At 36.3% G+C, this 23,961-nt stretch carries 17 protein-coding genes; 5 read left to right on the top strand and 12 right to left on the bottom strand.

What is annotated here, in order from left to right; genetic code table 11:
- Nucleotides 1–198 precede the first annotated feature (198 nt).
- Nucleotides 199–2,556: an alkaline phosphatase D family protein gene (locus AC27G3_RS02020; RefSeq protein ID WP_487118291.1), complete on the bottom strand. Its 2,358-nt coding sequence runs from the start codon at nt 2,554–2,556 to the stop codon at nt 199–201.
- Between the two features lie 163 nt (nt 2,557–2,719).
- Here AC27G3_RS02020 and AC27G3_RS02025 point away from each other — a divergent pair, with 163 nt between their 5' ends.
- Nucleotides 2,720–3,748, top strand: coding sequence for an AraC family transcriptional regulator (locus AC27G3_RS02025; protein WP_487118293.1), 1,029 nt, complete (start codon nt 2,720–2,722; stop codon nt 3,746–3,748).
- A gap of 13 nt (nt 3,749–3,761) precedes the next feature.
- Here the strand turns inward: AC27G3_RS02025 and AC27G3_RS02030 are convergent, their stop codons facing one another.
- From AC27G3_RS02030 to AC27G3_RS02050, 5 genes are all read right to left on the bottom strand, one after another.
- Entirely contained in the window at nt 3,762–4,655 is an 894-nt protein-coding gene (locus AC27G3_RS02030) for a class I SAM-dependent methyltransferase (protein WP_487118295.1), read from the bottom strand.
- Between the two features lie 112 nt (nt 4,656–4,767).
- Entirely contained in the window at nt 4,768–6,189 is a 1,422-nt protein-coding gene (locus AC27G3_RS02035) for a sodium-dependent transporter (protein WP_487118297.1), read from the bottom strand.
- Nucleotides 6,190–6,429: 240 nt separating this feature from the next.
- Nucleotides 6,430–7,266: an HDOD domain-containing protein gene (locus tag AC27G3_RS02040; protein WP_487118299.1), complete on the bottom strand. Its 837-nt coding sequence runs from the start codon at nt 7,264–7,266 to the stop codon at nt 6,430–6,432.
- A gap of 18 nt (nt 7,267–7,284) precedes the next feature.
- A complete protein-coding gene (locus AC27G3_RS02045) occupies nt 7,285–9,876 on the bottom strand; it encodes a sensor domain-containing phosphodiesterase (RefSeq protein ID WP_487118301.1) in 2,592 nt (863 codons plus the stop codon).
- Nucleotides 9,877–9,984: 108 nt separating this feature from the next.
- The gene (locus AC27G3_RS02050; RefSeq protein ID WP_487118303.1) at nt 9,985–10,287 is read right to left on the bottom strand and encodes a hypothetical protein; all 303 of its coding nucleotides are present in this window, start codon (nt 10,285–10,287) and stop codon (nt 9,985–9,987) included.
- 161 nt (nt 10,288–10,448) lie between these two features.
- On the opposite strand from AC27G3_RS02050, the gene AC27G3_RS02055 reads away from it, so the two are divergent.
- A complete protein-coding gene (locus AC27G3_RS02055; protein WP_487118305.1) occupies nt 10,449–11,288 on the top strand; it encodes a 2OG-Fe(II) oxygenase family protein in 840 nt (279 codons plus the stop codon).
- Nucleotides 11,289–11,464: 176 nt separating this feature from the next.
- Here AC27G3_RS02055 and hpf read toward each other — a convergent pair whose 3' ends face one another.
- From hpf to AC27G3_RS02080, 5 genes are all read right to left on the bottom strand, one after another.
- Complete coding sequence (gene hpf, locus AC27G3_RS02060; protein ID WP_487118307.1) at nt 11,465–11,803, bottom strand: ribosome hibernation-promoting factor, HPF/YfiA family; 339 nt, start codon at nt 11,801–11,803, stop codon at nt 11,465–11,467.
- Between the two features lie 181 nt (nt 11,804–11,984).
- On the bottom strand, nt 11,985–15,191 hold the full coding sequence (locus AC27G3_RS02065) for an efflux RND transporter permease subunit (RefSeq protein ID WP_487118309.1): 3,207 nt from the start codon (nt 15,189–15,191) through the stop codon (nt 11,985–11,987).
- A gap of 2 nt (nt 15,192–15,193) precedes the next feature.
- On the bottom strand, nt 15,194–16,399 hold the full coding sequence (locus AC27G3_RS02070; protein ID WP_487118311.1) for an efflux RND transporter periplasmic adaptor subunit: 1,206 nt from the start codon (nt 16,397–16,399) through the stop codon (nt 15,194–15,196).
- Nucleotides 16,400–16,656: 257 nt separating this feature from the next.
- The gene (gene nagX, locus AC27G3_RS02075) at nt 16,657–17,799 is read right to left on the bottom strand and encodes a transmembrane glucosamine N-acetyltransferase NagX (RefSeq protein WP_487118313.1); all 1,143 of its coding nucleotides are present in this window, start codon (nt 17,797–17,799) and stop codon (nt 16,657–16,659) included.
- Nucleotides 17,800–17,949: 150 nt separating this feature from the next.
- Nucleotides 17,950–18,567 carry a tetratricopeptide repeat protein gene (locus AC27G3_RS02080; RefSeq protein ID WP_487118315.1) on the bottom strand — a complete coding sequence of 206 codons (618 nt, stop codon included), beginning with the start codon at nt 18,565–18,567 and terminating at the stop codon, nt 17,950–17,952.
- Nucleotides 18,568–18,789: 222 nt separating this feature from the next.
- Here AC27G3_RS02080 and AC27G3_RS02085 point away from each other — a divergent pair, with 222 nt between their 5' ends.
- From AC27G3_RS02085 to AC27G3_RS02095, 3 genes are all read left to right on the top strand, one after another.
- Nucleotides 18,790–19,944, top strand: coding sequence for a cyclic di-GMP phosphodiesterase (locus AC27G3_RS02085; RefSeq protein WP_487118317.1), 1,155 nt, complete (start codon nt 18,790–18,792; stop codon nt 19,942–19,944).
- Nucleotides 19,945–20,048: 104 nt separating this feature from the next.
- A complete protein-coding gene (locus AC27G3_RS02090; RefSeq protein WP_487118319.1) occupies nt 20,049–21,065 on the top strand; it encodes a DUF484 family protein in 1,017 nt (338 codons plus the stop codon).
- A gap of 12 nt (nt 21,066–21,077) precedes the next feature.
- Nucleotides 21,078–22,280 carry a cyclic di-GMP phosphodiesterase gene (locus AC27G3_RS02095; RefSeq protein ID WP_487118321.1) on the top strand — a complete coding sequence of 401 codons (1,203 nt, stop codon included), beginning with the start codon at nt 21,078–21,080 and terminating at the stop codon, nt 22,278–22,280.
- A gap of 160 nt (nt 22,281–22,440) precedes the next feature.
- On the opposite strand, the gene AC27G3_RS02100 is transcribed toward AC27G3_RS02095, so the two are convergent.
- Entirely contained in the window at nt 22,441–23,883 is a 1,443-nt protein-coding gene (locus AC27G3_RS02100; protein ID WP_487118323.1) for a M20/M25/M40 family metallo-hydrolase, read from the bottom strand.
- Nucleotides 23,884–23,961: the final 78 nt, after the last annotated feature.

The following is a 23,961-nucleotide window of genomic DNA, read 5'->3' on the forward strand; positions in this document are numbered from 1 at the left end:
TAACAAATATTTCTCTAGCAGCTATTTTTCCTTACTTCTTCGTTAAATTTCTTGCAATAGGCCAGCTATTGACGCGAAATTTGCCTTGAATTAAGAAAAACTATCAAGCTAGAGTGGAGTAAAATAATTATTTACCTATTTTTCAAACTGTTAACCATCTCTTAAACCGAGTTCAGGTTAACTAAAAGTGATAACCCATTAAGCCAACCGTGTTAACTGATTATCCTTCACTTTAAAGTTGTATTGACGAACCAAATTAAGAAATGTCTCTGAATCATTATAAAAACTGGTCGTTGCTGTATTTACTTCCCCAACAACTGCGGGCACATTGTGAAAGTTAACGAACATTTCATCAGCATTTAATTCCACAATAACCACCCCATGTTCTGCCATACGAGAAAAGACTAAATCACCTTCAATGTCTGAACGCTGAGTTGCCGTTTTCACTAAGCTGTCAAAGAATACAGGTAATTGTGAAACTTCTGGAGGTATATCTCCTAGTTGAGATAGAATCCCATTCATACCATTTTCCAAAAAGGAACCAAATGTTCCAGAAGAAATTGAAGAAGTTGTAAAGTTATAAGATTTCAATCCACTAATACTACTTGCTTTATGTTCAGTTACATAAGCACTATGAACATCTCCACCAAGTGTAATTACACCAAATTGACTAAGGACATTTTCAACAAAATTTGACTTATATTGTGGAAACCCATCCCATTGATCAGCTTCAAGATAAAAGCGCTGCTTTAATGCCTCAGGTATTAATGCGGAGCCTAAGACAAACTCTAGTGGTACTATCCCTGTAGACTCACGACTTGATGAGAAGTCAAAAATCAAAGGAGAAAATGAGACAGAACTACCGAGTAACTTCCAAGTACTTGTTGATGTTGCATAGGTTTGCGCTATCCAATTTGTCTGTGATTCATCAAAACCACCTTGAACAGAGCTGCCTTGCAACTGAGCAACATACTCTTTGTAGCCAGCATATAAATCATAAGTATCTTTAATAACAAAATATCGACTTCCAATATAATCAAACAGGGATGTTTTCCCCATAGTATAAAAAGCAAGTCCTTGTGCAATTCCCGATTCAGGTAGAACCGGAAGTGCTTGAATTGGATGTGTATCAGGTAAATTCGACTGTGCTTCTATCAACACTTGATTTAAATAACTGGTAGCAAGGTTACCTTGTATTGCAGATAAAGCTCGCTGCTGCCCTTTAGCTAATGCTTGTTCTTGTGACATTGATATTCGCACTGCTAACTCTTGTGCATATAGACCTGTAAATATTTCTAAAAAAGCACTTTTGTAAGGGGCAAACATTGCCTCATCTATGTTGACATATGGGGACATTTGACTAACTGTGCCGTCTACTTGCCCTTGATTCATCCCCGTCGCTAATAAAAACCCAGTTAACGTGGTTTGATCAAGCGCTACAGTCGCAGGAAAAGCATCTTCAGGTAATATATGATCCGGTCGATTCGTTCTAAAGTCCGTCATGACTAAATGGCAATGCTGACCAAAATGAAAGTCACGATAAATACGCGTATTGGGGTATAAGTGGCTATCATCTATTGCTAATAACCCTGCCGCTAATTCACTTTCAGTATGCGGTTGTTCGTGATCAATAGGCATATACTCAAAATAAGCAATTTCAGAATTTTTCTTACGTTGTGTTTGTTGCTCTTCATCAGCGCCATCTAAATAAGTAGCTCTATCCCCCCAGCTATCATCAGAAAATTCATGGTCATCCCAAATGGCAATCATAGGAAAACGCTCATGTACTCTTTGTAAGAGTTCATCGGTTCGATAAGTCTTATAAAGTTGGCGATAGTTATCTAAGCTATTTGCAGCTTGAGTTGTATTTTCTCCAACACCTATCGTTAAACTGCCGTCACTGTCATCAAAGGCAATAGAACGATCTTGAGTACTCGATTGAAATAATGCATCGCCTGTAGTTTCATAAATGTAATCTCCTAGATGAATAATAAAGTCTAAATCATCATTATCTAAGATGGTTAAATAATTATTATAAAAACGGCCAATGTAATCCTGACAAGAAACATAAGCAAATTTAACAGCCACATCGCTATTAGGCAAAGGAGCAGTTTTTGTTCGACCGGTACGACTGATATAGCTCACATCATCAGGTTTATAAACAAATCGATAATAATAATATTGATTCGCATTTAACGATGTCACCCTAACCTTTAAGCAATTATCCGCCGCAGCCAATGCCGTTAACTGCTCTTCAAGCACAAAACTGCTAAAATTTTCTTCTAATGAGACTTGAAGCGTTACTTGAGTATCAGCTGAACTTGAATTATCTACTCTTGTCCAAAGAATCACTGAATCAGGCTTAGGGTCACCAGAGACAACAGATTGAGGAAAATACTGACTTCCATCTTGAACACTAGCAATTTCAGGTGCAGTAACTTCACCACTTGAAGTTGAACTACTGTTACTGCCACCACATCCTATAAGACTGGTAGTAACCACAGCCCCAGCACTTACAACAAATGTCTTTATAAATTTACGGCGTGTATATTCCACGTTATTTCCTTTTGCATTGTTTGTTTTATTATCATGAGGAATCCTCGAACCAAATTTCAATGGTCTGAGTAGTTTAGTTATGATAGAACTGAGATTGATTTCATGAAATGTCCCTTAAAGACACATTAAGGGACCAAACAGGACAACGTTGTGGAGATAGGGTATGGCAAAAATAGAAACTTTAGGACGCGCTTCAATCCCTGCCGTCAATCAATACTTGCAACTTGCCAATTTTCAACAGTTACATATCGCACCCATACTTTTAGAACTCGGTCTCACTAAAGAGCTCCTAGCAGACAATAGTGCCACTATTTCAGGGGCAACTTTCCAACAGCTTATTTTAGCTTTAATCAATTTATCAACCGATGAATTGTTTGGTTTACATACATCACAATTTGTACAACCAGGTTCGTATAGTGTGCTCGGTTACATTCTTATGAATTGTGAAACATTGGGTGATGCAATTACTAAAATACAGCCTTTTGAAAAGTTAGTTGGGGATATGGGCACAACAAAAATAAGTCAACATGATAGTTACTTTACGATTACTTGGTCATGTTTATTTACCAATAAGCTTGTAAAACAGCATTCTGTAGATAACTGCTTAGCTTCTTGGGTTACCTTTGCTCGATACTTAACAAACAGTACAAGCAACCCGATACAAGTTCGCTTATGTCGTAATGAACCTAATTTAAGCGAATGCACACAGTACCAACAAATGTTTAATTGTTCCGTTTTATTTAATCAAGATGATGATGCTATTATTTTTGATGAAAAATTGCTTGAACTGCCATTAAATAAAGGAAATAAGGACATACTCGTGGCGTTAGAGAAACATGCGAATAAAATATTAATTCAACGGTGTGAGCAAAAAAACATTGTGTTAAAAACAAAAAACTTAATTAAAGAAAACCTTGAACAAGAAGCTTTACGCCAAAGTGATATCGCTGCTTTACTTGGTTTTAGTAGTAAGACCTTTCAACGACGACTATCAGCTGAACATACCAATTTTAAAGCGCTAAAATCAGAAGTAAGGTTAGTACAAGCTAAAGTTTATCTAGCCGATATTCAATTCAGTGCTAGTAGAATCAGTACAATGTTAGGCTTTTCAGAACCTCGTTCATTTTATCGTTGGTTTCAAAAAGAAACCAACTTAACGCCGGGGCAATACCGTAAACGAAGCCCTACTTAATGCGGTTTAACATTTAAGGTTGATAACTAAATACTAATACTTTTAGCCCTTTTCCTTGATAAGCCTCTTTAAAAACTTCAGGGGGACGAATAGCTTCTTTAAAATAACAATCAGGACAGTGTTGCGAAATTAACTCCATCAAAAAATCTTCACTCAAATCAGGTGAATTTAAACATAGCATCACTTGCCCACCTGCTTTTAACCATTGCGGAATTTTCCGAACTATCTTTTTATAATCTCGCTCTATATCGACACTGCCAAACTGCATGGTAGGCGGATCGCAAATAATTAAATCATACAAACCATGTTTTTTTATTCGACTGTTAGATTTAAAGATATCGACCCCTTCAAATTTAACCTTGTCCATATCATGGTGATTTAATCGATGATTTTCCCTACCTTTAGTTAACGAGGCTTTACTAATATCTATATTAACGACTTGTTGCGCATTGCCAGCAATAGCGGCTAGCGAGAAAGGACAAGTGTAAGCAAATAAGTTAAGGATATTCTTATTGTTTGCATGCTCCATGACCCATTTTCGACCATTTTTCATATCTAAAAACAAACCACAATTTTGCGCTTTACCAAAGTTAATATTATAGCTAAGTCCCATTTCTTGAACTATGGTATGGTCTATTTCCTCACCTATTAGTACTTCTGTAGGAGCGAATTGACGACTACGAAATTGCACCTGCACTGAGCGACATTCGGTAATAAGCTCCATTAACGCCTTAGCTTGCATTGATAACCAGTCAGCTGAAACCTCTTGATATAGCGTAATAAGAATAACAGGTGCAAACCAATCCACATTAACATGAGATAATTCAGGATAAGCATGACCACGGCCATGAAACAAGCGTTGACACTCTGTAGCATCATCAAAGTTAATATAAGTTGTTAACATCATAGTATTTCTTTTAGTCGAGTATTGCCGAAATAGGCATCACTAATATAGGTTACTGTAAAATTAAAAAAGACCGTATAAACGGCCTTTTTACACATATTAAAGATTTGTTAAACTAACCAAACATATTATAACCGAAGTAAATCTTGGCAACGGTATTAATAAAGATAATTAAAATAATGATAGGGATGAAAGTGCCTAATGAAAAATCAACATATTTAGCTAAAAACGATTGACCAAAGCTTTCATTACCTTCGCTAAGCTCTTTATTTAAATTATGTTTTTTCCAACGGAAAGTTACAAATAAACAAATTAATAAGCCATTAAGCGGCAAAATAGTGTCGTAGAACATATCATAAATCACATCAAATAATGACTTAGACACACCACCATAGCTAGTTAGAGAAGTTAACCAATCAACCATACCAAAAGAAAGCGCTGAAAGAACAGCAAACAAGCCACCCCATAAAAATACTGTCGATAGTGCTTTTTTACGTGTTTTGCTCTTTTCATCAATTAAATAAGCAACAGGTACTTCAATAATAGAAACTAATGACGTGAGTGCAGCAAAAAATACTAAAAGAAAAAATACTGACGCAATAGCACTTGCAAAGAAATAGCCAACAGTTGCTTGTAAAGCTAAAAACAATTTAGGCAAAAAGACAAAAATTAGTGACACTGAACTATCGCTCAATTCACTTGGGTCGATACTTGGATTGAATGAAAATATTGCCGGCATAACCATTAAACCTGCAACAAATGCGACTGCGGTATCGGTAATAGCAACTAATGTGGCAGAGGTTTCAATATTTGTTTTCTTTGAAATATAAGAACCATAAGTTACTAAGATCCCCATCCCAAGTGATAAAGAGAAGAACGCTTGCCCTAATGCACCGCTGATGACAGACGGTGTTATTTTATCTAAATCAGGAATTAAATAAAACTTTATACCTGCCATTGCGTTATCTAAAGTCAGTACGAATGCAACCAACATAATAAGCATAACAAATAACGCTGGCATCATTATTTTCGCCGCACGTTCAATGCCATCTTTCACTCCAAAGCCTAAAATTGAATAGACTAAAGTGCCAACAACTCCCATCGATAAAAACAAATAAGGGCTATTAATAATCTCGCTAAAAGCCTCAGGGCTGGCTAAATATTCTAAATTACCCGTTACAACAACAGCTAAATAAATAAAAATCCAAATTGTGAGTACGGTATAAAATACGGCAATCATAAATGGCGTAATAATGCCTAATAACCCAGCTTTTCGCCATATCGGACTATTATCACTTAAGGCACCATATGCCCCCACAGGATTTTTAGCTGTTTTACGACCGACAGCCATTTCAGCCATCATAACGGGTAAACAGATCATAAAAACGAAAATGGCATACATTAATAAAAATGCACCTCCGCCATTTTTAGCGGCATTTACCGGAAAACCAACCAAATTACCAATACCAACCGCTGACCCTGCTGCAGCGAGTATAAACCCGAGACGGGAACTGAAGTGTTCTCTATTTGCGCTCATGAATGTCCTTAATTATAATTTTTTATTAGGCACGAAAATGTAACTTATCGATGCTAGCAGGCTTTGAATCTGATGTCTTGTTTAGAAATAATGCCTGAATTGAAAAAGTGTATAAGATTTAATCCAATAGCCAAAAATTTAAAACTTAAAGCAAATTAAAACAAGGTGTTACCTTGGGGCTATCATAAAAAAACTTTCTTAATTTAGTGGGTAAATATACTTTACAAGATGTGTAAAACGTTAATAAAAGTTAGCATTCATAATGGCTAAAATACTTTTTGCCTCATCACTGGCAAAATCTGCCACTTCATGTAAATCGCCAATGGTTAATCCGAGATCCTGACAAAGTTTTTCATCAATATTTACTTCATAAGAAAACTCTTCTGAATGACTATCAATCAATGCTAATCGTGAAGCTAATTGCAATACTTTTACATCTTTATTAATTTGAATATCTTGCGCTTGATTAAAGTGTCGAATAGGCAAGATAATTTTCTCTGGAATTTGCCAAATTTTTAATAACTCGGCAGAAATATCGGTGTAGGTATAGCCCAGGTTTTGTTGCTGTAACTGCCAAGGCAGAACATTTGATGAGTATTTTTCGCAAATTTGTGCAACATCAGGGGATATTTTTGCCACTAAAAGCTCACCAAAATTTTGCAATAAACCAGTAACAAATAATCGCTCAATATCCCGTATTCCTGCTTTAATCGCTAAATTTTTAGAGGCTAAACCACAAAACACGCTCATTTGCCAAAAACGATTTAGATCGATTGCTTGATTTGAAAAATGTTTAAAAGCACTGGCGGCAACATCAACTAACATCATATTGTAAATGGCTTGGGTACCAATTATTGTAATTGCCCTTGAAATTGTACTAATTTCGCCGGGGAAGCTGTAAATTGCACTGTTAGCAATTTTTAATAGCCGAGAAGTCATTGAAGGATCAACACTTATAACATTCGCAAAATCCGCCGCATTGGAGGTTTCATCTTCCAGCAAAGCTTTTACTTTAAAACAGGCATCAGGCAACGCAAATGAACCATTAGCTTGTATTGCATACTCATGAGCATTCATATCAAGTCCTTGAATAAATTAATGTTTGTTACTTTGAATATAAGTGAGGGTTTCATCAACAGACATAGGTTTAGCAAAAAAGTAGCCTTGTCCATAAATGCAATCCAATTGCTTCAACAAAGCAGCATCTTCATAGTTTTCAACACCTTCACCAACGGTTGCCATTTTTAAGTTGGTGGCTAAATCGATGATTGTTTTAATTATTGCGCGGTTATTTTCATGTTCATGTACGTTAGAAATAAACGAGCGATCTATTTTCAAGACATCGATAGGAAAGCGATGTAAATAACTTAAACTTGAATACCCTGTGCCGAAATCATCTAATAAGATTTTAATTCCTAAGTGCTTTAAAGCCCTTAAATTGCTAAGAACTACATCACTAGTTTCCATTAAAGCTCTTTCAGTAATTTCAATACGAATTTGCTTAGGTTCAATACCAACTCTGTTAAGTATTTCAGCAATATCATCGGGTAAGGTTGTACTTAAAAACTGCTTACAGTACATATTACAACTGACGTATAAATCATTGTCACCAATAATTTCTTGCCATTTTTTAAGTTGCAAACAAGATTTTTCTAATATTTGCAAATCAATGGCCAACACTAAGTTGGTGTCTTCTGCTAACGGAATGAAATCATCAGGAAAAACAAAGCCTCTTTTGGTACTTTGCCAACGTGCCAGAGCTTCAAAACCTACGAGTTTATTATCACCAAGTTTAATTATAGGCTGAAAGAAAGGAATAAACTCTTGCCAGTCAATAGCTTCCCTTAAATCTGCTTCTAACGATAAAGCATTTTGCACCTTATTATGCATACTATCATCAAAGACTTCATAACGACCTTTACCATTGTCTTTGGCAAAATACATCGCGGTATCGGCATCACGAAGCATAGTATTCGCATTCTCATAACGTGAATCGCTAAACAAAATGCCAATACTGGTCCCGATAAAGACTAACTGATTTTCAATGGTGAATGGTTGACTTAAAAACTCAGTAATACGCTGTGCGACATCAAATGCTTCAGAGTCGTTTTCTAAGTCTTCTACTAAGATAACGAATTCATCACCACCTAATCTAGCGACGGTATCTTTTTCTCTAACAATTTCAGTGAGTTCGCGAGCGACAATTTTTAACAATAAATCCCCAGCAAAGTGACCTAAACTGTCGTTAACCACTTTAAAACGGTCTAAATCTAAAAATAAAATAGCAAATTTAAATTGTGGCTTCCGTTTATTAACGGCTATGGCATGATTTAACAAATCTATGAAAACCATACGGTTAGGCAACCCTGTTAAACTGTCATGAGAAGCCGTATGTTTTAATTGGGTTTCAACGCGTTTACGTTGCTTAATTTCATCTTCTAAAGCCACAGTTCTTAACTTAACCTGTTGCTCTAATAGCTCATGACTTTCTCTTTCGAATTCCAGTGCTTCTCTGCGCTTTAGGGCAGTTGATACATGCTGTGAAACAAAATTTAGTAGTTCGACATCTTGTTCGGTAAACACCAAGTTAGAACGATAGCTTTGTACTACCATAACGCCAATAACATCTTTAAAGTAAATTAGCGGCACACCTAGCCAAGAATTATTGCCGTGAGTTGGCTTTACAGTAATGCCTTGATTATATAAATCCATCATCTGATCGTGATCTAATAAAACGGTTTCCCCTTTACGAATAACATAGTCACAAAATAAATTAGATAATTTCCTCGGTGCTAAATATTTAATTAATTCTTTGTCATGTTCATCAACATAATAAACAAATTCTGCGGTTTCACTCTCAGGGTCATATTTTACAATGAAAAAATTGGTCGCATTAATCATCTGCCCTACAATATTGTGAACTTGATGATAAAACTCATTAATTTCTAAACTGGCTTCGTTGGTTAACTCAGAAATTTTAAACAGTGACTCTTGTAATAGCTCTGAGTGCTCGCGATCGCGTATTTGCTCCATTAACTCTCGCGTTCTAGCATTAACAGCGCTTTGTAACCGTTGATGGTCTTCTAAACGCCTCATGGCCGTTACTATATGTTGTGCGGTAAAAGTTAATAAATCTAAATCATCTTTGCTATAACGCATATCTTCGTTATAACTTTGAATAACCATAACACCGCTAACAAAGCCGTCGTTAAGCAAAGGGACGCCTAACCAATCTAGGCCTGCCGTACCATAATCGGTGATTAAATTTTCAGCAGTCAATTTTGAAATAAGCTCTGGCGTCGCGAGCAAGGCTTCGCCTGATTCAATCACTAGGTGCGTTAAAGAGCCTTTATATTTGTCGTAGTCAACTGGCCCTTTAGGAAATTCATCATTTTCATCGACATAATAAAGAAACTCTAAGGTCGAAAACGTTTGATCATATTGAACAACATAAAAATTGGGTGCTGTAATTAATGAAGTTATTACGGAGTGAACTTGAGGAAAAAAATCATCTAAATCATCGCAGTCGTGAGATAATTGATTTAGTTCAAATAACGCTGTGTGCCGCGCCTGTAGATTGTTCAGCGCAAGTTTAAGCGCTAACACCTCTTCTGTTGAAGAAATATTATCATCTGAGCTATCTTTTCGCTGAACAGCCATATCGCTTTCTTTTAAAGAGTTGGGCATTCAAAATATACTTACATCATAAATAAAGTGAATAACTGTCTTAATAATGACGGTTAATGCAAAAAATATCTAGTCGCCTGAATTCGTATCATTGTTTTTTTTAATAAGTTATTGATTTTCTTCTTTTTGCAGTTCTTCTTTTATTTCAACTAATTTTTCTTTATTACCACAAATCGCGTCTTGTTGTTCCTCACGGTAATAACGAATATCTACACAGTCTTGTTGATAACGACGCTCTAACTCTGTGCGCTTTAAGGGCTGGCCTTTAGCATTAGTGATTTGACGCTGTAATGCTTGGCACGCATGAATTTGCTCTGAAGCTAGCGTAACATCTTCACAGACATTATCAGAAGTGGCACACCCAACTAAAACCGCCGTAAAAGGTAATGTAGTAAAAATTAATTTTTTCATTATTATTCTCTTTTTGAAAAATAAACGTCATTAATAATGGCATTATAGACGGCTAAAGTTTAGGAAGGTAGCTTTTTGTTACTCTATACATTGCTCAAAATTTATAAACAAGTAAAATTAACCTTAATATGTTTTTTCATACTCTTATTTAGGTTCAAGTTATGCAAGTTCAAGTTGTCGATTATAACGCAAAAGACGCTCCACAACGTTTTGTTAAAAGTTTACGTGAAACAGGTTTTGGCGTATTAGTCAATCATCCAATAAATCAATCTCTTGTTGAATCTATTTATAAAAATTGGGCCGATTTTTTTAACAGCCAAGATAAATTCAATTTTACTTTTGATCCTCAAAAACAAGACGGCTATTTTGCGACAGAAATATCAGAAACCGCTAAAGGTCATGCCCAAAAGGACATCAAAGAGTATTACCATATTTATCCATGGGGACGTATCCCTAACGCCTTAAAAGATGAAATTTTAAATTACTATCAATTAGCTTCATCTCTCGCAGCAGAACTACTCGACTGGGTTGAAAAGTACGGTCCTAGCGATGTTGCCAATGGTTACTCTGAGCCTTTATCTGGCATGATAACAAACACACCAAATACGTTATTAAGGGTTTTACATTATCCCCCGTTAACGGGTAAAGAGGAAGCTGGAGCCATAAGAGCCGCTGCACACGAAGATATTAATTTACTCACTATTTTACCTGCCGCTAACGAACCAGGCCTACAAGTGCAGCAACAAGATGGCAATTGGCTAGATGTTCCGTCAGATTTTGGTAATTTAATTATTAATATTGGTGATATGCTTCAAGAAGCTTCTGGCGGTTATTTTCCGTCAACAAGCCATAGAGTAATAAATCCTACAGGTGAAAACAGCAATAAATCGCGCATCTCTTTGCCATTATTTTTACACCCAAGAAGTGAAGTAAAGCTTTCTGAAAAACACACTCAAGAAAGTTACTTATTAGAAAGATTAAAAGAATTAGGTGTTAAATAATACCAATCTCACTAATTATGCGATCATTTCTACTGGTTAAAATAAATATCTTATATTCAGTCATGTTTCCTGCGTATAAAGTAGGTTAATTAATATAACCTGAGTTCAGTTTCCGTAGGAAAACCATAAAAAAAGCTGCAAATGCAGCTTTTTTTTATGGAAAATTAATGAACGTATTATGAGGCTATTTGATAAGCGTCAGACTGTTGAACAATATATTTATTATTCATATTGGCGGCTAATACACCTTTGCGTCTAGCGAGTGAAACGTCTAATTTTTTAGCTGCACTTGCAATGGCGCTGTACAATTTTTTATCAGCGGCATGAACGGTTACATTAACTCCTTCATAATTAGTCGTGACTTCAAATTTTTGCTGATGTGGTTCAACCGTAATGGTTGTTTTAAGTGTCATTAAATTCGGATAATGCTTAGAGATTTTAGCAAATTTATTTTCGATGGCTTGTCTAATACCTTCGGTAATTTCTACATGGTGTCCGGAAATTTCTATATTCATAATATGACCTCTTTTGTTATCTTCAACTTCATAATCCTCCTAAATTCATAAAAGATCAATGATAAAAACTCCCTTTTTTGCAATTAAATGTAATCGAAAAAAACAGGAATGTTTTTTAAAATACAGGCAAAAAAATAGCCATCAAAAGACGGCTATTTTTATTAACTATGAGTTGAATATATTATGCGGTTACATCCTTTACACCGTCTTTTAATGTGTTCGTTACTGCTTGCTTAGCTTTCTTTTTTCGACTAAGTAAACCTCTCATATCTTCAATAATAATATAAAGGCATGGAATAAGCACTAAGGTAACAATCGTCGCAAATAAAACACCAAATGATAACGATACCGCCATTGGGATAACAATTTGCGCTTGTGCACTTGTTTCGAAGAAAATAATAGGAACTAAGCCAATAAAAGTGGTTAACGAGGTTAACATTATCGCTCTAAATCGTTTAGTACCTGCGTGCATTACGGCATCTTTTAAACGCTCTCCACGCTTTCTCGCATTGTTAACATAATCAACCATTACGAGTGAATCGTTAACAACAACACCTGAAGCAGCCAAGATCCCCATTACTGATAATGCACTTAAGTCCATCGCCAATATGAAGTGGCCAAACACCGCACCAATGACTCCAAACGGGATAACAACCATAATCATTACCGCTTGCGAGTAGGACTTTAACGGAATTGCCAATAAAGAAAATATCACCATTAACGAAATAATAAAGTCGCGTAACTGATCATTTGCACTGTCCATTTCTTCTTGGATTCGCCCTGACACTTCACTTTTAACTTGTGGGTACTTTCTCAACAACTTAGGAATAAAGTTATCTCGAACATCTTGTGCCACTTTAAAAGGTTCTACTTGCTCAGCATCGACACTTGCCCAAACGTTAATGGTACGATTGCCATTTTCCCGACGAATTCGTGTTACCCCGTCATGCATGGATATTTCAGCCAATTCAGATAAAGGAAGTTCAGCACCATTTGGCGCTTGAATAAGTACATTATCAACGTGACCAACTGAACTACGTTGCTCTAAAGGATAACGCACCATGACTTTTATCTCTTCACTGTCACGTAAAATGCGTTGGGCTTCTAAGCCGTAGAAACTTGCGCTCACTTGTGAAGCAATATCAGCCAACGATAATCCCATGCTATAGGCAAGCGGCTTCAACTCAAATTGCACTTCTTTAGCGCTAGTTTGGCGGCTATCATTAACATCACCAACCCCTTTTAGCGAGTTAAGTTTTTCTTTTAACTCTTTAGCAGCGCCTAAAAGCTCTTTATCGTTTTGACTTTCTAATCTAAAGGCAATATCGCCATCATCACGACCACCGCCGAATAAATTATCGCTAATGGTTAACGACTTAACGCCAGGATAATTAGGGATAGCCTCTCGCCACATATCAGCTAATTCAAAAGTATTTATCGCACGCAATTTAGGAATAACTAATTTAACCATCACTTGGCCATTAGTTCGGCTACGTAAATCGACTTGCATATCAGAAATCATTGAGCTGCCGTATTTCGCTTCAATTTCCTGATCTACTTTATAAATAACATTTTCAATGTTTAGTAAAGTGTCTAAAGTCGCTCTTTCTGATGCATCAACATTCATTTCAACTGAAATGCGTGGGAAATCATGAGGTATTTTAGGTTGACCAATAAATCGAACAAAACCGCCATTAAATAAACCAGCACTAAGAAGCATTAAGCTGATAAAAAACATCAATACTGCATAACGATATTCAACACACATTGCCAGCATAGGACGATATATTTTTTCAATAAATCGTTTAAGTTGAGTATCTACCACCAAACGTATTCTATCTATCGGGTTTTTAGGATTAAACTCTTTGATTTTCATTTTAACCAAATGCGCCGGTAAAATTAGCTTTGATTCGATCAAGGAGAAAATTAAACAAAGCACAACCACAGAGCCAATGGCTTTACCAAAAGCTGATGAAGGCCCTTCACCAAATAAGAAAGGCAAGAACACGGCAATAGTAGTTAATACACCAAAGGTTGCCGGCATAGCTACGCGCTTAACCCCTCGAATTACATTTTCAGTACTGTGACCGTGTTCTTCTATTTCATCATGGGCACTCTCTCCCATAACAATGGCATCATCAACCACGATACCCAATACTAAAATAAAGGCGAATAAGCTAATAACATTAATAGTAACATCGACAAATTCCATTGGCATAATTAATAAAGTACCAAGGAAACAAACTGGCAATCCCATCATCACCCAAAAAGCTAAACGAACACGTAAAAATAGCGCTAACATTAAGAACACTAATACTGCACCACTTTGCATGTTGTCTATCATCATATTAAGACGACCTTCAAGGTAGTAGGTCATATCAACCCAAGTTTCTAATTTAACCCCTTGAGGTAGACGATCAGATTTTTCAGCAACATACTTTTTAACCACTCCAGCAATATCAGTAATGCTTTGGTTGTCAGCTGCGCCAACAAAGATAGTTATCGAATTTTTACCATTAAATTTTGAGTATTGTAAACCTTCTTCAAAACCATCATTAACAGTAGCTAACTCGCCTAACAACACCTTAGTGCCGTCTTGTAAAGTAACCACAGGGATTTGTTCAAATTCATGGCCGCGATAAGCTTGGTTTTCTACGCGCAAATTTATATAGCCGTTTTCTGCTCGAATTTGCCCTGCTGACATATTGCGTGAATAACTTCGGACTGCTTGAGCAATATCATTAAAGCTTAAATTATATTCTCGTAGCTTATCTTTACTAACTTCTATAGAAATCTCATAACCTAAACCACTAAATAAATCAGAGATATTGACGTAAGGCAATTGCTGAACTTCGTCATGAACTTTACGGCCAAGCTCTTTTAACTCACCATTACTAAGGTCACCATAAAGGCTAATATACATAACTTCTTGACGGAATTTTTCACGTTCAACTTTGATACGCTCCATGCCATCAGGAAAGCTTGGAATTGAGTCTATCGCTGATTTAACTTCTTCTAGAACAACTTGTGGATCATAATCAAGCTCGACTTCAAACCAACCATTTGAATAACCACGATTTGAATAGGTAATAACTCGTTTAAGGCCTTGCACAGTTTCAAGTGCCTCTTCAACCTTTATAGTTATACCTTCTTCAACTTCTTGAGGTGCTGCGCCAGGGTAAATGGCAGAATAAGAAATCCAATTAATTTTTACCTGTGGAAACATTTGTTTATTAATCGTTTGGATTGTTAAGAATCCACCAATTAAAATAAATGCCATAAGTAAATTAGCCGCAATAGCATTACGTGCGAACCAAGCAATAATACCGGTATTGGTATCAATAGAATGGTCTATTTCAGGCTTTTTAATAGCTTTTGAGTCAGTCATATTTATTCCCCAGTATCGTTATCATTTAACGCCACTTGGGTTTCATCATCACTCTCTTGTTCGTTGCCTTCTTCTTTATCACTTATTAATGCTAATTTCATCCCATCTACAGGATAATCAAGTGCTGAAACAATGAGTTGGTCATTACCTTTTAAACCGCTAGAAACAATAATACTTTCGCCATCTTGACGTGCAATGTGAATTTCAGCGTAGTGTAAACGCGACTCACTATCTAAAATAGCCACTTTTGAGTTATTAACTAAATAACGTGGGATAACACTCGCTTGAGGAATTTCAATACCGACAATTTTCGCATTAACATAACTGCCATAGCGCAGTGGTGGTTGATCATTCGATGTATTTAACGCGTACGGATCATGCACTTCTGCTACTAAATAGCTCATACGACTTTGATTATCAATAACGCCTTCATCACGAACAATTTTCGCTGGCCATTGTATTTCTTTACCTGAATACACGCCATGTAAGATAACCTTAGCGTTATCACCTTGGTCAATTAAATACTGTAACTGATTATCAGCAACCGGCAATCTCACTTCTGCAAGTTCGGTGCTTAATATTTTACCAATTTTGTTACCCATGCCAACAAAAGCACCTAAACCGATATCACGAGATTCAATCATCGCATCATACGGAGCTACAATGTTTGTTCGTTCAAGGTTGCGCTCTGCACGTAATATTGACGCCTGTGCGGCTTTAACTCTTGCAAGTTCTTGGGCAAGTTGAGGTTTACGTAAGCTTAATTCTGTAGGCGAGGTATCTGTGATTTGATTCCACTCACGCTCTGCTACTTTACCTTGTGCAACTTCGGTTTCTAAAGAAGCGCGCGCTGATGCCAAACTGGCTTGAGCATCAATTAACGCTGCTTGATAATCGCTAGGATCGATACGGGCAAGTACTTGATCTTTTTTAACAAAACCGCCACGTACAAAAACATCTGCTAATTCAATGATTTCACCGTTAACCTGAGCAACTAAGTCTGTTTCATACTTAGGCTTAACGATGCCATAAGAGTCAACATTTAAGGTCATTGGGGCAACCGTGATGCTTTCAACTGACACGATAGGCGTGTTATCCACTTCTTCTTTTTCTTCAGGTGGTTTTTTCATGCCAGTAAAGATTGCAAAAGCGCCTATGCCAGCGATTAGAATAATTAAAGGCAGTATAATTTGTTTTTTACGCATCACAGTGTGATCCTCAGTGTTACATTTTGTACTTATTTTATAAATAATACCTAACTTTCAATAAGTACAATAGATAAAGATGTAACCGTCTATTACAAAATATACGCCTAATTTTACAAACTCGCTAAAAAAAGGTCACACAGCGCAATATAATCATTAAATATCAGACAGTTAAAAATAAAAAAAACAATTAACTTTTACTGAAGATTAATCAATGCGCCTAATTTAATAATTTAAAGCTTAGTGTTTTTCGCTAATATTTAAACTTTTATGAATATTTTTAGTCGATATAACCATAATAAGACTAGCCACTGAATAAACACTAAACTAATGATTTGCCATAATGATTGCCACGCAGCTGGTGTCGCCTGAATCAAGCCGCCAAATAAACTATTTGCGGTATATTGCCAATTCACTAAACTTGTTCCTAAATAAACAATAATAGAGTTAGTACCAATAACAGCAAAAAATACAGCCCATCGCTGAACTTTCAAAACGTCGATAACCGCATAAAAAAGTGATAAAAGCAAAACACTATAACCACACGTAACTAGAACGAATGAACTGGTCCATAAAGTTTTATTGATCGGAAAAAAAGCCCCCCAGCCATAACCTAACATCAATAAAATAACACCAACAACTATCAAGTCCCTTAACAGCTTCTTCGCATTATTTTGATGTTCAATCATATGTCTTCCAACAAAGACGCCAAGTAAAGCATTTACAATAGATGACACATTTGACAATAACCCTTCTGGATCTAGCGGTAGATTTAGGTAAGTTGCCCCTGGTAAGAAAGTAATATCAAACCAAACATTTAAGGCGCCAGTGCTGGTGTAATTGCCGCCACCATATCCAGCAATTTCAACAAAACTAAGTAACAACCAATAACCCACTAATATAGCAACAGTAATAAACCATTGCGCTTTAACACTGACGAACCAAACAAGCATAACAGCAACAAACCACGCAATCCCTATACGTCCTAGCACACTAGCAAATCGAACATCATCTACATTTGCAGGAATACCACCGCCCCAACCGTGATTATAAACAACGCCTAATATCAACAAGAGTATTAAACGTTTAACTGCATGCTGTATTTTTTTAGGTCGTTGTTCAACGGGATACGCTTTTAATGCTTTACCAGCGATACCTAAACTAATACCAGATAAAAAGATAAATAAAGGAAAAATTAAATCGTAAGCAGTAAAACCATGCCATGTACTGTGTAACATTTGTTGCGCTGCAATGTTGAAAAAAGCAAAACCTGTCAAAGTAAATAATGCAGCAAAAATCCCTTCTGCCCCTAAAATCCAAACCATATCAAAACCTCTTAAGGCATCAATAGAGAGTAATCGTACCTTTTTAGGGGTGGATGTTGAGGTGGTCGTATTGCTCATGATACATAAATCCTAGCTTTGTTATGGCGACAACACAAAAGACAGCGCTGTCATATATAATTAAAAGTGTAAGAAAATTACTGTTAAATAGCAAATATCTCACATCATCAAATTAAAGAGCTGCTAACTTAACTTACAACAAATCATTCGTTAGTAAGTTTCTCTTTTGGCTTCATTGATAACATTTTCTGGCATTTTATCGCCTAAAGAAGCGAGCAATTGCGCAATTTTTTGGTGGGTAGCTTTATCGTCAGTAACTGCATGATGCAATTGAGAATAAAGCATAGGATAATCAAGTGGGCTACCGTATCCCTCTTGATAAAGACTTGCTAAGCGCATTTGCGCTGCTAAATTATTACTGCTAGCGGCAGCCTTTAAAAAAACAATAGCTTGGTCAATATCGACCTGCATAAACTTTCCAATATGATAGTAACGTCCTAGTTGCTCTAATCCTTCAGGTAATCCTTGCTCTGCAGCAAGTCGCATGTAATGTAATCCTAGCGGTACATCTTTTTTTACACACACACCATAAGCAAGCATATCGCCCCATAAAAATTGATAAGAAGGTCTTTCAGCTTTTACCGCTCTTGCTTCAATGTCTTGCACTAATTGACAGTCATCAAGCACAACTTGACTCAAATGCTTATTTTCTTTAATTAATTCAAGTAATTGGTTGTCACTATATATTTGCACTGCGCTTAAGCTTTGTGCATTAACTGTAAAAGTTGCACAAATAGCCAGTAGTAGTACCAAGAAAAATTTATTCATAGGGATTCCCAATTAGACCAACCAAACCAATAAAATGTATCTCATGTGTCAAAATTATATCGGCATAAAATTAAAAAAATTAAATATAATCTAATAAAGCAATTTCAATACCATTGTTAAACCTTAAAAAAAGCTCTATATTTACTTTTATGTGACAAGTTTATTTCTTTAGATAACCCTAGTAAAATAAGCTTATGTAGTTAATTAAATGATCTTATATTAATGATAGTAGAAAAAACGCTTTCAGAACTTGAAGTTGGCCATTATGTTACCGAAATAGCCAAGCAAAATAGTACCTTTTCTTTGAGTGCTCCTGGGCACATCAAAAGCCAAGCTGTAATTAATCATTTAAAATCAAAAAATGTATTATCAGTTTTTATTGATGATACCAAAACACTTGTACCCGAGCCCAAACCTTTAAAAAATAAAGCGACAATTGCAGCAGAAATAAAAGAAGCCAAAGTTATTTTTGATCAATCTAAAGCGATTCAAAAAGAAGTATTTGCCGCGGCTCTTAATGGAACTACCCTTGATTTAACACCCGTTGTTGAAATCACCAATAAATCAGTCGATGCGGTTTTTAATAACCCTGATTCTTTAGCTTGCATGATAAACATTCGTGAAAAGGATGAATATTTATTAGAGCATTCCGTTGCAGTATCGGTATACATTACCATTTTCGCTCGACACTTAAAAATTAGTAAAAAGGTTGTTCAACACCTTTCTATTGGCGCGTTTTTGCATGACGTTGGCAAAATAATGATCCCTGACGAAATATTAAATAAACCAGGGAAATTAACTAACGAAGAGTTTGATATTATGAAAACTCACGCTAGTCATTCCATTGATATCATAAAAAAAACTCCTGGAGTTTCAAAACTTAGCTTGCAAATCGCCGCTCAACATCATGAAAAAATAAATGGTTTTGGATACCCAAACCAACTTAAAGGTGATGATATTACCAAATACGGTCGAATGATTGCGATATGCGATATCTTTGATGCATTAACAGCAAATCGTGTTTATAAAGAAGGCTTTACTCACGCAAAAGCTTTTTCTATATTGTTAGAATTGGTTAATCAAAATCATTTAGATGGTTATTTAGTTAACGAATTTATTAAATGCGTAGGCACTTTTCCCGTTGGCTCATTAGTACAGTTAGATTCAAAGAAACTCGCAATCGTTGAACAACGTAACGATGGTGATATCACTAAACCCAAAGTTCGTTCTTTTTATAGCGTGAAGCTTAATCACTTCCTCAACACTCAAGACATTGATCTAACGACCACCGAAGACTTTATTGTTAAAGGAGTAAGAGCCGAAGACTTTGACCTTGATATGAACAAAATTGTTGAAATATTATTAATGGAGGGCTAATTTGCTTTTCGTGCACCGGCTTATCCACTATTTTTCTACTTGATTATCTCTGATAAAATGATAACAATGAAACTCAGTGCACCTAGCAGGTTAACTACTATTTTATGTCAGAACTACAGCAATTAATTGAAAATTCAAGAGTTAATGAAGCAATTGCTAAAAAACTTTTTGATATAGAAACCGAGATACTAAGCTGTCAATCCAGTAACGAACTGCTAAAGCACTTACTTAATTTAATTAAAGATAAGTTTCAGCTAACGAATGTCAACTTACTCCTTGTTGAGCCAACCCCCTTATCTTATTTACTTAGTGGAAATATGCAAAGTACGTGGCACCAACAAAATTGTCGTTCTATTTCTGAGCATATTCTTCATAACTTTCACGCCGACAACAAGCCATTTCTAACCAATAACATTTCAAGTCTAGCCCAAGCCATTCCTGAAAAATTGCTCACTAATGCTAAGTCCGCCGCTATTATTCCTTTAAACTTAGAAGGAAAACTATTTGGCAGTTTATTGTTTACCGATGAAAAAAAAGAACGGTTTACTCCACAGCTAGGCACTTTTCATCTTGAGCAGTTATCAGTCAAAATCAGTTTATGTTTATCGAATGTTCTTATAAGAGAGCAGCTGGAACACATGGCAAATTATGATCGCTTAACGGGAGTCGCTAATCGTCGTTTAATGGAGAAATCCATTTCTGAAGAAATTACTCGTCAACGTCGATACAATATTCCCTTCTCGCTTATTTTTATCGACTGTAATAAATTTAAAATTATCAATGACACTTACGGCCATGATTGCGGCGATAAAGTCTTGGTGTATGTCGCAACTCAACTACAAGAACTTATCAGAGAAAATGATCAGTGCTTTCGTTATGCTGGCGATGAATTTGTTATTACCCTTGCCGGACAGACATATAAAGAAGGCCAAAAGATTGCACAGCGTTTAAGCCAGTTTTTCATTGAACACCCTATGCCCTATGAGGGTGAATTTCTGCCAGTAACCATTAGCTGCGGTGTATCAGCCTGTGATGGCAGTCAAGATATGGACCTGTTGCTCAAACAAGCCGATGAACAGCTTTATCTTCATAAAAAAGTCATGGAAAACCTAGTTAAATAAAGGATATATTTAATGATTATCGAGAAGAGTATTGAAGAGTTAGCCGTTGGTCATTATGTTGTTGCTATCGTAAAACAGCAAGGAACTTTCACCCTCAACCATGCCGGCCATGTTAAGAAACAAGCCATTATTGAACACTTCAAAAATAAAGGCGTGTTAACATTAACCATAGACACCAGTAAAACGTTAACCGAAAAAATTTCTCCCCCCTCTGCTAGTGAGACTAAAACACCAGAGACACCACCTTTATCTGTATCTGTCCCCAAGCCACCCAGCATACAAGAAGTTACCCAAGCTAAAAAATTATTCGATTTATCTAAAAGCATACAAAACAAAATATTTACTGATGCGTTTAATGGAAAAGTATTAGATTTAGCCCCTGTAAAAGAAATTACCAATAAGACTCTTGATGCTATTTTTAATAACCCTGATGCACTTGCTTGTGTGATTAATATTCGAATAAAAGATCAATATTTATTAGAGCATTCGGTATCCGTGTCAATATTAATGAGTATTTTCGCTCGGTATTTAAACATTGAAAGATCGATAGTTGAACAGCTTTCAATCGGCGCATTTTTACATGATGTGGGTAAAATTATGATCCCCGATGAAATCTTAAATAAACCCGGAAAATTAACTCAAGATGAGTTTGCTATCATGCAAACTCACGTCAACCATTCCATTGATATTATCAGCCAAACACCCAATATCTCGGAGTTAAGCCTAGAAGTTGCCGCATTACACCATGAAAAATTAAATGGTCAAGGTTACCCTTACCAAGTAGCAGGTGATGAAATTTCTCAATATGGGAGAATGATTACCATATGTGATATTTTTGACGCACTAACCACAGATCGCGTTTACAAAGAGGGCTATCCTCATATCAAGGCGTTTAATATTTTATTAAAACTAGCTCAAGATTCACATTTAGATACTGAATTAGTTAATCAATTTATTAAATGCTTAGGTGTATACCCTGTGGGTTCTTTGGTAGAGCTTAATTCAAATAAGTTAGCTATCGTTGAAGGACGTAACCAAGATAATCCCGTTAATCCTAAAGTCAGATCTTTTTACAGCGTAGAACACCATCATTATGTGATGACAGAAGATGTAGATCTATCTAAAGATAAGGATTTTATTATTAAAGGGGTTCGTGCTAACGATTTTAACTTAGATATGAATAAAATAACTGAGTTTTTATTAATGCAAGGTTAAACGGTAGATTAATCTACCGTTTACTTTATGCAAATGGTTTAGGTTATATCATTGCTATTAAGTTTATGATCACGTTGTACACAGGAAATATACCTCAGAGCAACGCCGCTATGGAATATATTACCCAGTACAAGTGAACAATAACTTAATAAAAATGGTTTTAGTGCCTAAAGTCAACCGCTGCTTGTGCTGCAAAAAAGGCAAACATGGTATATACCGCAGTATTTTGTTTTAAATCTTCTGCATTTACTTTATCCAACGTATCATTTTCAGTGTGATGATAATCAAAATAACGACTGCCATCAGGTGAGAAGTTAATACTTGGCATTCCTGCATCACTTAATAAACTCATATCAGATTGAGCGCGAGCATTGTTCATCGGCGCTAACGAAACCCCTAAAGGTGCTAGATGTTGAGCCAACTCTCTCACGGCATTTAACGCCTGTGCGCCAACACCGGTTTTCATTTCATAAATACGACCTAAACCAAAGTCCCATTCAGCTCCTAAAACATGATGTTTCATTTCATCTTTGTGATCGACCATATATTGTTTAGCACCAAGAAGTCCAACTTCTTCTGCAGCAAATAAAATAACGCGAATAGTACGTTTTGGGCGTTTATCTAATAATGAAATATGATGTGCCGCCGCCATTACCATACCAACCCCCATGCCATCATCTATTGCACCAGTGCCAACATCCCAACTATCTAAATGGGCACCTATTGCAACAATTTCCTTAGGAAGCTCGCTACCCGTAATTTCACCGATTACGTTGGCAGATTTGACAGTCGCTTTATTATTCATACGCGAGGTCATTTTTAAATAAAAGCTAACAGGTTTGCCTCGATTAAGTTGATTCACTAATAAGTCTGCATCTGGGTTTGATAAGGCAGCTGCTGGAATTTTTGTCCCACCTTCTTTATAACGCATCACTCCTGTGTGAGCCGTTCTGTTATTGTCAGTGCCAACAGAGCGCATAATAAGTGCTACTGCGCCTTTTTCCGCCGCGATATTTGCACCAGTTACGCGCGTACCAACAGCTTTACCGTAACCGTTTCCATCTATGTGTCTATCCATACGATATGAAACAAAAGCAATTTTCCCTTTTAAGCTGCCTTTTTTCGCGGCTTGTAAATCTGCTAGGGTTTTAAAATGAGCAACATCAGCTGTAATACCTTTATCGCTGGTGCCAACACTGCCACCTAAAGCAAGTGCTACCACATTGTGCGGATAAGGGGCGACAATACGGGCTTGCGCTTCACCTCTGACCCATTGAGGCCCAGAAACTTCTTCGGTCCAAACTTTATCGAACCCTAAAGCATTCATTTTGTTAACAGCCCACTCTACAGATAACTTATCCCCAGGAGTGCCCATCATTCGAGGACCAACTTGTGTCGTTAAAGACTCAACGAGATCATAAGAAAGTGTAGAGGATAAAGCCGTTTGCTTTAAACTATTTAATTGTTTAACCTCTTGAACATTCAGCGCTTTAGGCGAATTAGTGTTATCAACACTGCCGTCATGAGCGTAGTTCACACTGACAAAAAACAAAGGCAAAAATGCGATTAATTTTGTAAAAGGTTGTAGAGCGTTTTTATGCATAAATATCTCTTTTTACGTTAATATTGCTGCTAAGTTAACCTAAGATGCATTGTATCTACAAGTAGGCGATAAGCGCTT

The sequence above is a fragment of the Colwellia sp. SU-HH01217 genome (assembly GCF_057543495.1).

Excerpts from the sequence above, each read along its gene's own strand:
- AC27G3_RS02025 (WP_487118293.1), top strand. The coding sequence starts at position 2,720 with ATGGCAAAAATAGAAACTTTAGGACGCGCTTCAATCCCTGCCGTCAAT.
- AC27G3_RS02030 (WP_487118295.1), bottom strand. The coding sequence starts at position 4,655 with ATGATGTTAACAACTTATATTAACTTTGATGATGCTACAGAGTGTCAA.
- AC27G3_RS02035 (WP_487118297.1), bottom strand. The coding sequence starts at position 6,189 with ATGAGCGCAAATAGAGAACACTTCAGTTCCCGTCTCGGGTTTATACTC.
- AC27G3_RS02040 (WP_487118299.1), bottom strand. The coding sequence starts at position 7,266 with ATGAATGCTCATGAGTATGCAATACAAGCTAATGGTTCATTTGCGTTG.
- AC27G3_RS02045 (WP_487118301.1), bottom strand. The coding sequence starts at position 9,876 with ATGCCCAACTCTTTAAAAGAAAGCGATATGGCTGTTCAGCGAAAAGAT.
- AC27G3_RS02050 (WP_487118303.1), bottom strand. The coding sequence starts at position 10,287 with ATGAAAAAATTAATTTTTACTACATTACCTTTTACGGCGGTTTTAGTT.
- AC27G3_RS02055 (WP_487118305.1), top strand. The coding sequence starts at position 10,449 with ATGCAAGTTCAAGTTGTCGATTATAACGCAAAAGACGCTCCACAACGT.
- hpf (WP_487118307.1), bottom strand. The coding sequence starts at position 11,803 with ATGAATATAGAAATTTCCGGACACCATGTAGAAATTACCGAAGGTATT.
- AC27G3_RS02065 (WP_487118309.1), bottom strand. The coding sequence starts at position 15,191 with ATGACTGACTCAAAAGCTATTAAAAAGCCTGAAATAGACCATTCTATT.
- nagX (WP_487118313.1), bottom strand. The coding sequence starts at position 17,799 with ATGAGCAATACGACCACCTCAACATCCACCCCTAAAAAGGTACGATTA.
- AC27G3_RS02080 (WP_487118315.1), bottom strand. The coding sequence starts at position 18,567 with ATGAATAAATTTTTCTTGGTACTACTACTGGCTATTTGTGCAACTTTT.
- AC27G3_RS02085 (WP_487118317.1), top strand. The coding sequence starts at position 18,790 with ATGATAGTAGAAAAAACGCTTTCAGAACTTGAAGTTGGCCATTATGTT.
- AC27G3_RS02090 (WP_487118319.1), top strand. The coding sequence starts at position 20,049 with ATGTCAGAACTACAGCAATTAATTGAAAATTCAAGAGTTAATGAAGCA.
- AC27G3_RS02095 (WP_487118321.1), top strand. The coding sequence starts at position 21,078 with ATGATTATCGAGAAGAGTATTGAAGAGTTAGCCGTTGGTCATTATGTT.
- AC27G3_RS02100 (WP_487118323.1), bottom strand. The coding sequence starts at position 23,883 with ATGCATAAAAACGCTCTACAACCTTTTACAAAATTAATCGCATTTTTG.